The organism is Micromonospora sp. CPCC 205554 (assembly GCF_036902745.1).
Classification (GTDB): domain Bacteria; phylum Actinomycetota; class Actinomycetes; order Mycobacteriales; family Micromonosporaceae; genus Micromonospora; species Micromonospora tulbaghiae.
The window spans coordinates 1-11,386 of record NZ_JBAKHP010000012.1 but is presented as its reverse complement, the minus strand read 5'-3'; the positions used below and the strand labels follow the sequence as shown (position 1 = coordinate 11,386).

Here is an 11,386-nt window from a genome sequence, read left to right as displayed (position 1 = left end):
GCGGGTGCGGGGACCGGGGCGGGGGTCAGGGCTGGAGCACGAGCCGGGCGGCGACCCGGCCGGCGAGGACGTCGTCCACCGCGTCGTTGATGTCGTCGAGCTTGCGGGTCTCGTAGACGACCCGGGTGCGGCCGGCGGCGTGCAGCGCGAAGACCTCGGCCAGGTCGGCGCGGGTTCCGACGATCGAGCCGAGCACCGTGATGCCCTTGAGCACCGTCTCGAAGACGGGCAGGGTGATCGCGTTGTCGGCGGGCAGCGACACCAGCACCAGCCGGCCGCCGCGGCGCAGCGAGCGGTGGGCCTGCTCGATCACCCGAGGGCTCGCGGCCAGCACGATCGCCACGTCCACGCCGCCCAGCGCGGTGATCCGCTCGACCGGGTCGGTGGTGGCGGCGTCGACCGTGTGCGCCGCGCCCAGGGACGTGGCCAGCTCCAGCTTCTCGGCGGTCACGTCCACCGCGACCGTCTCGGCGCCGAAGATCTGCGCGTACTGCTGGGCGAGGTGGCCCAGGCCGCCGATGCCGAAGATCGCGACCCGCTCACCCGGCCGTACCCCGGCGACCTTGACCGCCTTGTACGTGGTGACGCCCGCGCAGGTCAGCGGCGCGGCCTCGAACGGGTCCACGTCGTCGGGCACGCGTACCGCGTAGCGGGCGGCGGCGACCGCGTACTCGGCGTGCGCGCCGTCGATGCTGTAGCCGGTGTTGCGCTGCGACTCGCACAGCGTCTCCCAGCCGGTCACGCAGTACGCGCAGGTGCCGCAGGCCCAGCCGAGCCAGGGCAGCGCGACCCGGTCGCCGACGGCGTGCTCGGTGACGCCGGGGCCGACCTTCTCGACCAGGCCGACGCCCTCGTGACCGGGCACGAACGGCGGGGTGGGCTTCACCGGCCACTCGCCGCGGGCGGCGTGGATGTCGGTGTGGCAGAGTCCGCTGGCTTCGATGCGGACCAGGATCTCGCCCGGGCCGACCTCCGGCACGGGACGCTCGGTGATCTCCATCGGACGGTCGAACGCGGTGACGACACTGGCGCGCATCGGGGGCCTCCCTCGGTCTCGTTCTCACCCTCAGCGTCGTCGGTCCGGGCGCTGCCGGGCAGGGGCGCAGGACCGCGGTGACCCGGGACCAACGGCCCCTCCCGGGCGGGCGGGGGAACGGGGGTACGGCCGCCGGTGACGTACCGGCGGCCGTACCCCCGTGGGTGGTCAGCGGTCGACGACCAGTCGGCGGGCCCGCAGCAGGCGCGCCCACCAGGGCCGGTCGTCCGGGCGCAGCCGCGGCGCCGGCACGCCGCGCAGGCTGACCCAGCCGCCCGGCCCCATGGTGACGGTGCCGACCGACGGCGGGCGGCGCCGCGACCACACCGCCACGGCGGCGGTGAACGCGGCCACCGCGAACGCGCCGGTGGCGGCGGCGACGAGCTGGTCGGGTTCGACCACGCGCCGGTAGCGGACCCGGCCGCCGGCCGCGACGAACACTCCGACCGGGCGGCCGTCGCGGTTCACCGGCACCAGCGCGGCGTCCCCCGGCAGCTCCAGCACCGGGCCGACCGGTCCGGCCGGGGCGGGGGCGGGCGTCGCGGCCTTCGGCGGCGCCGGGCGGGGGACCGGCGCGACAGCCGGTCCGGTCGGGTTGAAGATGGCGGTCATGACGCTGCCCTCCTAGCGGGAGTCGGACTTCTCGGTACGGGCCTCGACCGCGGCGCGGCCGGCGGCCAGCCGCGCCACCGGCACCCGGTACGGCGAGCAGGAGACGTAGTCGAGCCCGGCCGCGGCGAAGAACCCGATCGAGTCCGGGTCGCCGCCGTGCTCACCGCAGACCCCGACGGTCAGGTCCGGCCGGGCCGCCCGCCCCTCGGCGACGGCGAGGCGGACCAGCCGGCCCACCCCGGTGGCGTCGATGCTCTCGAACGGCGACACCGGGAAGATGCCCCGTTCCAGGTACGTGGAGAAGAACGCCCCCTCCACGTCGTCCCGGGAGAACGCCCAGGTCATCTGCGTCAGGTCGTTGGTGCCGAAGGAGAAGAACCGCGCCTCGGCCGCGATCTCCCCGGCCGTCAGCGCCGCCCGGGGCGTCTCGACCATGGTGCCGACCGGGATCTCCGGTGCGTCCGGCACCTCGGCCAGCACCCGCCGCGCCTCGTCCGCCACCGCGGCGAGTTCCCGCACGTCACCGACCAGCGGCACCATGATCTCCGGGCGCGGGTCGCCGCCGGCCCGGACCCGCTGCGCGGCCGCCTCGGCCAGCGCCCGCACCTGCATCCCGAACAGGCCCGGCACCACCAGCCCGAGCCGTACGCCCCGCAGCCCCAGCATCGGGTTCGTCTCGTGCATCCGGCGCACCGCAGCCAGCAGCACGCCGTCGTGGCCCGGCTCCTCGCCCCGCGCCTGCGCGCCCGCCACCCGGGCGGTCAGCTCGGCCAGCGGAGGCAGGAACTCGTGCAGCGGCGGGTCGAGCAGCCGGACCGTGACCGGCAGCCCGTCCATCGCGGTGAGCAGCCCGAGGAAGTCGGCCCGCTGCAACGGCAGCAGCTCGTCCAGCGCCGCGCCCACCTCGGCCGGGCCGTCGGCCAGGATCAGCCGCTCGACCAGTTCGCGGCGCTCGCCGAGGAACATGTGCTCGGTGCGGCACAGCCCGATCCCGGCGGCGCCCAGCTCGCGGGCCCGGCGGGCGTCGTCCGGGGTGTCCGCGTTGGCGCGGACGCCGAGCGTGCGCACCGCGTCGGCGTGCCCGAGCAGCCGGTGCACGGCGGCGACCAGCGGGTCGGCCTCCGGCCGCAGCTCGCCGGTCAGGTATCGGGCCACCGGGGACGGCTGCACCGGCACCTCGCCGAGCCAGATCCGCCCGCTGGTGCCGTCGATCGAGATCAGGTCGCCGGCGCGGACCACCCGATCGCCCACGGCGAACTCGCCGCGCTCGACGTCGATGCGCAGCGCCTCGGCCCCGCACACGCAGGTCCGGCCCATGCCCCGGGCCACCACCGCGGCGTGCGAGGTCTTCCCGCCGCGCGACGTCAGCACCCCGGTCGCGGCGATCATGCCGGGCAGGTCGTCCGGGTTGGTCTCCGGCCGGACCAGGATCACCGGCCCGTCGGCCGCCGCCGCGGCGGCGGAGTCGAACACCACCCGCCCGACCGCGGCGCCGGGCGAGGCGCCGACGCCGACCGCGAGCGGCTCGGGCGCGCCGGCGGCGTCGAAGGCCGGGAACATGAGGTGGGCGAGCTGCGCCCCGGTGACCCGGGTCAGCGCCTCGTCGGCCGTGATCAGGCCCTCCTCGGCGAGCTGCGCGGCGATCACGAACGCCGCCGCCGCGGTGCGCTTGCCGACCCGCGTCTGGAGCATCCACAGCCGGCCGCGCTCGATGGTGAACTCGACGTCGCACAGGTCGCGGTAGTGCCGCTCCAGCGTCGCCATGATCTCCCGCAGCCGGTGGAAGCTCGCCGGGTCCAGCTCCGCCAGCTCGGTCAGCGGCACCGTGTTGCGGATGCCCGCCACCACGTCCTCGCCCTGCGCGTCGGTCAGGTAGTCGCCGTACACGCCGGGGGCGCCGGTGGCCGGGTCGCGGGTGAACGCGACCCCGGTGCCGGAGTCCGGGCCGAGGTTGCCGAACACCATCGCCATCACGTTGACGGCGGTGCCCAGGTCGTCCGGGATGCGCTCCTGCCGCCGGTAGATCCGGGCCCGCTCCGAGTGCCAGGACTCGAACACCGCGCGCACGGCCAGGAACAGCTGCTCGTGCGGGGCCTGCGGGAAGTCGTGCCCGACGTGCCGGGCGAAGATCTTCTTGTACGTCTCGACCAGGTCGCGCAACTGCCCGGCGCCCGGCCCGTCCGGCCCGGCGGTGGCCCGCAGCGCGGCCAGCTCGTGCTCGAACTCCTCGGCCGGGATGCCGTGCACGGTCCGGCCGAACATCTGGATCAGCCGCCGGTACGAGTCCCACGCGAACCGCTCGTCGCCGGTGCGGGCGGCCAGCCCGGCCACCGTGGTGTCGTTGAGCCCGATGTCGAGGATCGTCTCCATCATCCCCGGCATCGAGTACCGCCCGCCGGAGCGCACCGCCAGCAGCAGCGGGTCACGCGGGTCGCCCAGCCACCGGTCCAGCCGCGCCTCCACCTCCCGCAGATGCGCGTTGATCTCCTCGTACAGGCCGTCCGGCGGAGCGCCGGTGGCCAGGTACGCCCGGCACGCGTCGGTGGTGACGGTGAACCCGGGCGGCACCGGCAACCCGAGCCGGGTCATCTCGGCGAGGTTCGCGCCCTTGCCGCCGAGCAGGTCGGCCCGGCTGCGGTCACCCTCGATGAAGTCGTAGACGTACTTCGACATGGTCCGGCCTCCTCGACTGCGTCGTTCCACCTCCTTGGTAACCGGGCCGGCCGGCGGCGCGGCAGGGCCGGACGGGACACACACCGGGCCGGAGGTCCCGACCGTGTCGGGGGGTGCCCGTATCGTTCCGGCCGTGACCAACGAGGTGCTGCTCCGCCCGGTGCGCGACGACGACCTGCCCGCCTTCTTCGCCCACGAGCAGGATCCGCAGGCGAACTGGATGGCCGCGTTCGGCCCGAAGGACCCGTCCGACCGGGCCGCGTTCGACGCGCACTGGACCCGCATCCGCGCCGACGAGCGGATCGTGAACCGCGCCGTCACCGTCGACGGCCGGCTGGTCGGGCGGGTGGCGGCGTTCCCGGTCGGCGAGCAGACCGAGGTCAGCTACTGGATCGACGCGGCGCACTGGGGGCGCGGCCACGCCACCGCCGCGCTGCGCGCGCTGCTGCGCGAGGTGCCGCACCGGCCGCTGCACGCCCGCGCCGCCAAGGACAACGCCGCCTCGCTCGCGGTGCTGCGCAAGTGCGGCTTCGTCGTGGTCGGCGAGGACTCGGGGTACGCCCCGGCGCGCGGCACCGAGGTCGAGGAGTACGTGCTGGAGCTGCCCGCCGAGGGGTCTGACCAGGCAGACCGCTAGTCTCCCTGGGTGAACTGGCTGGAACTCGTCGGCTGGGCCGGCTCCGCGCTGCTGGTCTGGTCGCTGCTGCAGACCCGGATCCTGCGGCTGCGGGCGCTCAACCTGGTCGGCTGCCTCATCCTGATCGGCTACAACACCGCCGTGCAGGTCTGGCCGATGGTCGGGCTGAACGTCGTGCTCGCCGTGATCAACGTGTGGTACCTGCGCAAGCTGCTGGCCACCCGGCACGACGAGCAGACCTACCAGGTGGTCGAGGTGGGCACCGGCGACGCGTTCCTGGCGCACACGCTGCGGGTGCACGCCGCCGACATCGCCCGGTTCAACCCGGGCTTCCACTGGGATCCGGCCGCCGCCGACCGCTCGGCGTTCCTGGTGGTACGCGCCGACGAGGTGGTCGGTGTGATGCTCTCGCACGCCGAACCGGGCGGGGTGGCCCAGGTCGACCTGGACTACGTGACCCCGCCGTTCCGCGACTTCACGCCGGGGGAGTTCGTCTACCGGCGCAGCCGACTGTTCACCGACCGGGGTTTCCGCCGGGTGGTCAGCCCGCCCGGCATGATCGCCCCCTACTACCACCGGCTCGGTTTCCGCCCCGAGGGCGGCGCGTACGTGCTCGACCTGCCCGTACCGGCCTGAGACCCGGCGCCGGCGGGCCACGCCGGGGCCGGTCATGATTCGGCGGCGGTCCCGCGGGGCAACAGAGGGGCCACGCCGACCGGATCTGCCGGCCGGCGAGTCGGCCATCGGCCGACCCGGATCGGGCCGAGGGAGATAACCGGTCGTGCAGAGCTACTGGAGCCAGCTTGCTTTGGTCGGTGTGCTGGTGATCCTCAACGCGGCGTTCGCCGGCAGCGAGATGGCCCTGGTGTCACTGCGCGACAGCCAGGTGCAGCGGCTGGAGCGCAGCAGCCGCGGCGGACGGACCCTCGCCCGCCTCGCGAAGGACCCGAACCGCTTCCTGGCCACGATCCAGATCGGCATCACGCTCGCCGGGTTCCTCGCCTCCGCCGCCGCCGCGGTGTCCCTGGCCCGGCCGCTCGTGCCGCTGCTCAGCGCGTTCGGCAACGCCGCCGAGACCGTCGCCATCGTCGCGGTCACGCTGGTGCTCACGTTCGTCACGCTCGTCTTCGGCGAGCTGGCCCCGAAGCGGATCGCCATGCAGTCGGCCGAGCGGTGGGCGCTGCTGGTGGCCCGCCCGCTGGACGTGCTGTCCAGCATCACCCGGCCCGCCGTCTGGTTGCTGGGCGCGACCACCGACCTGGTGGTGCGCCTGTTCGGCCTGGACCCGAAGGCCGAGCCGGACGAGATCGGCCCGGACGAGCTGCGTGACATCGTGGCAGGCAACCACGGCTTCACCAAGGAACAGCGCACGATCATCGCCGGTGCGGTGGAGATCGCCGACCGGCAGTTGCGGGCGGTGCTCGTACCCCGGTTGCAGGTCTTCACGCTCGACAGCGGCACCACCGCGGAGGCCGCCCGGCTCGTCCTCGCGGCGACCGGCCACTCCCGGGCGCCGGTGGTGCGCCACGGCGGCCTGGACGAGGCGGTGGGCGTCATCCACCTGCGGGACCTGGTCGGCGTCTCCGACGACCGGCCGGTCGACGAGATCGCCCGCCCGCCGATGCTGCTGCCCGACTCGCTGCCGGTGGTCGACGCGCTGCGCCAGTTCAAGGCCGAACGCCAGCACATCGCGCTCGTGGTCGACGAGCGCGGCGCGGTCGACGGAATCGTGACGCTGGAGGACATCCTGGAGGAGATCGTCGGCGAGATCTACGACGAGACCGACCGGGACCTGCGCGCCGTGCGCACCGAGGCCGACGGCACGCTGGTGCTGCCCGGCACGTTCCCGGTGCACGACCTGACCGACCTCGGCGTGGAATTGCCGAACCGGCCCGCGGGCGACTACACCACAGTCGCCGGGCTGGTGCTGATCTGCCTCGGGCACATCCCGACCGTGGCGGGGGAGCAGGTGACCGTGGACGGCTGGGAGCTGTCGGTGGCCGACGTCGACCAGCGGGCCATCACCGAGGTGCACGTCCGCCGCCGCGGCCGCCACGACGGCTCCCCGGACGGCGACACCACAGACGACGCCGCCGACCCGGCCGACGCTCCGGAACTGGACGACGCCCGCCGCTGACCGGCGCCCGGCGCTCGGTTCGCCGGAGTCCGGCTCAGCGGGGCTCGGCTCAGCGGTGCCCGGCGGGCGGGCCGAACGGGAAACCGGGCACCGGCGGGAGCAACTGCACCGCGTCGGCGGGCAGCTGACGGGTGCTCCGCCCGACCAGCCGGGCGATGATCCGCAGTAGCCACGGCCCGGAGGGGTGCAGCTCCGGGCCGATCAACCGGCTGATCACCCGGGTCCACCAGTGCCCGGCGACGATCACGTCGGTGATCCGCAGCCGGTCCGGCGGCCACCCGCCGCGCACCACCACGTCCACCACCCGGCCCAGCCGCCGCCCGTGCAGGTCGTACGCGGTGCGGCCGAGCAGCTCACCCGCTCGCACGGCCGGATCCCGGGATCCGCTCGATCAGGTGCCGGCGCAGCCACGCCTCCACCGGTGACGGCGGCAGGTCCGCCGCCGGGCAGCGCAGCCGCACCGCACTGTCCACGCGGGCGACCTCGGACAGCGGTACGCGCAACGGCGGCACCGGCGGGTCGTCGGTGAACCGGTCCGCCACCGCCACGAGCAGCCGCCCGACCCGCCCGCCGATCCGCTCGCCGAGCGCGCCCTGCCCGGTGAGCAGGGCGTCCACGTACGGGAATCCCTCGTCGTCGACCGCGAACGCGATGTCGTCGACGCGCCCGACCAGGAGCCCGTCCACGTCGACGATCTGCCGGTCGAGCAGCCGCTTGGCGAGCTGAACCCTCATCGCCCCATCCCCGTCATGATCGCCAGTGGGATCGCCGCCACCGAGGCCGCCACGATGAGCAGCAGGAACACCGCGCCGAGCAGGTTCGTCCACCGCCCGTTGACCCGGTCGCCGAGATACCCGCGGTCGTTGGCGACGACCAGGATCGGCAGGTACGTCAGCGGCAGCACCACCGCGCTCAGCACCAGCATGTACTCGGTCAGCCGCACCGGGTCCACGGTCGTCATCAGCATCACCACACCGAGCAGCAGACCGACGAGCAGCACGCTGTGGAACCGGGCCGCCTCCCGGGGGCGGACCCGTTTGCCCCACTGCCACCCGAAGTACTGCGCCGCCGCGTACGCCGCCGACAGCCCGGTCTCCAGCGCCGCGCCGAACGTCACCGCGAAGAACGCCAGCACCGCGGCGGCCAGGCCGGCACCGCCGAGCGCCGTGGCCACCGGCCGCGCCACCTCGTCCAGCGTGCTCAACGACGCCTCGGACGGGTGGTAGGCCACCGTCGCCACGGCGATCAGCGACAACGCCAGGAACCCGCCCACCGGGAAGCCGATCAGCACGTTCGAGCGGGCCCGCGCCAGGTCCGCCGCGCTCCACCGCTCCTCGACGCCGCCGGAGGAGAAGAAGAACACCTCGTACGGGCTGACCGTCGAGGCGAACAGCGCCACCGCCACGAACCAGTACAGCGGCCAGCCGTGCCCGGCCGTGCCGACCTGCCACACGCCCTGCCCGAGTTCCGGCCAGTCGGTCGGCAGCGCCACCAGCGCGACCGCGAACACCAGCAGCGACAGCCCGGCCAGGCCGAAGATCCGCTCCATCAACTCGAACCGCAGCCGCCACAGCACCAGCCAGACGGCCAGCGCGGCGAGCGGCACCCAGAACAGGTGGCTCAGCCGGGTCGCCAGCTGCAGCGCCAGCGCCACCCCACCCAGCTCCGCGGCGAGCGTGACGACGGTGACCAGCCACGACGCGACCAGGTTGAGCAGCGCCACGCGCGGCCCGAGCCGCTCCCGGACCAGGTCGAACACCGCCCGCCCGCTCACCGCCGCGATCCGGCCGGCCATTTCCGCGTACGCGCAGATGCCGACCACCCCGGCCAGCAGCACCCAGGTGTGAGCCATGCCGAACAGCGCGCCGGCCTGACTGGCCGCCACCAGGTCACCGATGTCGACGAAGCCGCCGACCGCCGACAGCACGCCGAGCGTGGCGGCGAACAGCTTCCTCACGTCGGGCCGGGAGCGGACGATCTCACCGAGGCGACGATATCGGCGTCAGCGCCCGGTTTCGGGCGAATGCGTCAGGCGGCGGTGAGGTTCTGGAGCCGCACCTGACCGCGGGCCACCAGCCGCCCGTCGGCGTCGGTGATCTCCACCAGCCAGAGCTGCTGGCTGCGGCCCCGGTGCACGGGCGTGCCGACAGCGGTCAGCTCGCCGTCACGCACCGCGCGCAGGAAGTCGGTCTGGTTCGACACCCCGACGACGTTGCCCTTGTCGCCCAGCCAGAGCGCACCGCCGATGCTCGCCGCCGTCTCCACCACCGAGCAGTAGACGCCGCCGTGCTGGATCCCGTACGGCTGGTGCAGCTCCGGGCGGACCTTCCAGCGGATCACCACCCGGTCCCCGCTGACCTCGTCGAACGTCAGGCCCAGCAGGGCCACGAAGCCACCGGTCAGGTTCGGCATGTCCACCGCGGTTCCTCCTCGCGTTCGACGGGCGCCGCCAGCCTAGTCGCCGCCACGTCGGCAAACCCGGTACGGGCCGGGCCGGGCAATGGGGGAGAATCGGTGACCGTGACCGACAGCAACCTCCCGCAGGGGCGGGACTCCCTGACCGAAGACCTGCTGTGGCGGGGCCTGATCCAGGACTCGACCGGCCTCGACGAGCTGCGCGAGCTGCTCGACGGCGGGAGCACCACCTTCTACGTGGGCTTCGACCCCACCGCGCCGAGCCTGCACATCGGCAACCTGATGCAGGTCGTCATGGCCCGCCGGCTCCAGCAGGCCGGTCACCGGCCGCTGCTGCTGGTCGGTGGCGCCACCGGGCAGATCGGCGACCCGAAGGAGAGCGCGGAACGGACGCTGAACCCGCCCGAGGTGATCGCCGGCTGGGTGGAGCGCATCCGCGAGCAGCTCTCGCCGTTCGTCACGTACTCCGGGGAGAACGCGGCGCAACTCGTCAACAACCTGGACTGGACCGGCGAGATGTCGGTGGTCGAGTTCCTCCGCGACGTCGGCAAGCACTTCCCGGTGAACAAGATGCTCGCCCGCGAGGTGGTCAGGGCGCGGCTGGAGACGGGCATCAGCTACACCGAGTTCAGCTACCAGCTCCTCCAGGCCAACGACTACTTCGAGCTGCACCGCCGGCACGGCTGCCGGCTCCAGTACGGCGGCTCCGACCAGTGGGGCAACATCACCGCCGGGGTGGACTACATCCGGCGGCGCGGCGCCGGGCCGGTGGAGGCGTTCACCACGCCGCTGGTGACCAAGGCCGACGGCACCAAGTTCGGCAAGAGCGAGACCGGTACGGTCTGGCTCGACCCGCAGATGACCAGCCCGTACGCGTTCTACCAGTTCTGGGTCAACGCCGACGACCGGGACGTCAGCCGCTACCTGCGCTACTTCAGCTTCCGCTCCCGGGAGGAGCTGGAGGAGCTGGAGAAGGCCACCGCGGAACGGCCGCAGGCGCGCCTGGCCCAGCGGGCGCTGGCCGAGGAGCTGACCACGCTCGTGCACGGCGAGCGGGAGATGGCCCAGGCGGTGGCCGCGAGTCAGGCGCTGTTCGGCCGGGGCTCGCTCGACGAGTTGGCCCCGGAGACGCTGCGCGCGGCGCTCACGGAGGCGGGTCTGGTGCACCTCGACGAGCTGCCGGACGTGGCCGGCCTGCTCAAGGAGTCGGGTCTGGTGCCGAGCATGAAGGAGGCACGGCGGGTGATCGCCGAGGGCGGCGCGTACGTCAACAACACCCGGATCTCCGAGGTGGACGCCACCGTCTCGGCGGACGACCTGCTGCACGGCCGGTACCTCGTGCTGCGCCGGGGGAAGCGCTCGTTCGCGGGCGTCGAGCTGCGCGGATAGCCGCCTGTCGACTGTGTGACGCGGGACGCGCCCAGCGGATTTGACGATCACTCCGCTGGGCGCGTAACTTTCTCTCTGCCAGCGCGGAACGGACGAAACAGGGCGGAAGCCCTGAAGGCCGGAGCGCAGGACCTGAGAACCGGGTGGTGCCCCGGATTCGCCGGGAGGCGGATTTGGCGAGGCGGAACCGACCGGGTAAGGTTGTCGGCCGGTAGGGAAACGGACGAGCCAGCGGGAAACCGCGGGCGGCCGGCCTACCGAATTCCTCGGAACGACCGGCGGAAGCCGGTGGAATCGGGGTGCCCGGTAAAGGGTGATGCACGACAAACCGGGAAACACCGGTTTGACACGGCAGAAACCACCGGGTAACGTAGTAAAAGTGCCTGGCGCGAGAGCGGTGGGCAGCTGAACGAAATGCCCCGGTCGGGGGTTCCGCGGATGTGGGGCTTCTGGTTGGTGTGTGGTTGTTCTTTGAGAACTCAACAGG

Annotated in this window: 11 protein-coding genes; 4 read left to right on the top strand and 7 right to left on the bottom strand. The window is 73.5% G+C overall.

Features of this window, described 5'->3' with window-relative positions:
• Positions 1-25 precede the first annotated feature (25 nt).
• The 3 genes from adhP to ppdK all read right to left on the bottom strand — a co-directional run bounded on the left by adhP (position 26) and on the right by ppdK (position 4,321).
• Positions 26-1,036, bottom strand: a complete 1,011-nt coding sequence (adhP, locus tag V6U82_RS17530; RefSeq protein ID WP_334462472.1) for an alcohol dehydrogenase AdhP — start codon at positions 1,034-1,036, stop codon at positions 26-28.
• A gap of 168 nt (positions 1,037-1,204) precedes the next feature.
• The gene (locus V6U82_RS17525) at positions 1,205-1,648 is read right to left on the bottom strand and encodes a hypothetical protein (RefSeq protein WP_334462470.1); all 444 of its coding nucleotides are present in this window, start codon (positions 1,646-1,648) and stop codon (positions 1,205-1,207) included.
• Positions 1,649-1,660: 12 nt separating this feature from the next.
• Positions 1,661-4,321 carry a pyruvate, phosphate dikinase gene (gene ppdK, locus V6U82_RS17520; RefSeq protein ID WP_334462468.1) on the bottom strand — a complete coding sequence of 887 codons (2,661 nt, stop codon included), beginning with the start codon at positions 4,319-4,321 and terminating at the stop codon, positions 1,661-1,663.
• Positions 4,322-4,454: 133 nt separating this feature from the next.
• Between ppdK and V6U82_RS17515 the strand changes: the two genes are divergently transcribed.
• The 3 genes from V6U82_RS17515 to V6U82_RS17505 all read left to right on the top strand — a co-directional run bounded on the left by V6U82_RS17515 (position 4,455) and on the right by V6U82_RS17505 (position 7,095).
• Positions 4,455-4,958 carry a GNAT family N-acetyltransferase gene (locus V6U82_RS17515; protein ID WP_128139040.1) on the top strand — a complete coding sequence of 168 codons (504 nt, stop codon included), beginning with the start codon at positions 4,455-4,457 and terminating at the stop codon, positions 4,956-4,958.
• A gap of 9 nt (positions 4,959-4,967) precedes the next feature.
• A complete protein-coding gene (locus V6U82_RS17510) occupies positions 4,968-5,594 on the top strand; it encodes a hypothetical protein (protein ID WP_334462465.1) in 627 nt (208 codons plus the stop codon).
• Between the two features lie 145 nt (positions 5,595-5,739).
• On the top strand, positions 5,740-7,095 hold the full coding sequence (locus V6U82_RS17505; protein WP_128136841.1) for a hemolysin family protein: 1,356 nt from the start codon (positions 5,740-5,742) through the stop codon (positions 7,093-7,095).
• A 49-nt stretch (positions 7,096-7,144) separates the two neighbouring features.
• On the opposite strand, the gene V6U82_RS17500 is transcribed toward V6U82_RS17505, so the two are convergent.
• From V6U82_RS17500 to V6U82_RS17485, 4 genes are all read right to left on the bottom strand, one after another.
• The gene (locus V6U82_RS17500; protein ID WP_334462463.1) at positions 7,145-7,462 is read right to left on the bottom strand and encodes a PRC-barrel domain containing protein; all 318 of its coding nucleotides are present in this window, start codon (positions 7,460-7,462) and stop codon (positions 7,145-7,147) included.
• A complete protein-coding gene (locus V6U82_RS17495) occupies positions 7,449-7,829 on the bottom strand; it encodes a hypothetical protein (RefSeq protein WP_128136840.1) in 381 nt (126 codons plus the stop codon). The genes V6U82_RS17500 and V6U82_RS17495 overlap by 14 nt, the downstream gene beginning before the upstream one ends.
• Positions 7,826-9,052, bottom strand: coding sequence for an NRAMP family divalent metal transporter (locus V6U82_RS17490; protein ID WP_334462461.1), 1,227 nt, complete (start codon positions 9,050-9,052; stop codon positions 7,826-7,828). The genes V6U82_RS17495 and V6U82_RS17490 overlap by 4 nt, the downstream gene beginning before the upstream one ends.
• A 71-nt stretch (positions 9,053-9,123) precedes the next feature.
• The gene (locus V6U82_RS17485; protein WP_175438812.1) at positions 9,124-9,507 is read right to left on the bottom strand and encodes a PaaI family thioesterase; all 384 of its coding nucleotides are present in this window, start codon (positions 9,505-9,507) and stop codon (positions 9,124-9,126) included.
• A 108-nt stretch (positions 9,508-9,615) separates the two neighbouring features.
• Between V6U82_RS17485 and tyrS the strand changes: the two genes are divergently transcribed.
• Entirely contained in the window at positions 9,616-10,899 is a 1,284-nt protein-coding gene (gene tyrS, locus V6U82_RS17480; protein WP_128136846.1) for a tyrosine--tRNA ligase, read from the top strand.
• Positions 10,900-11,386: the final 487 nt, after the last annotated feature.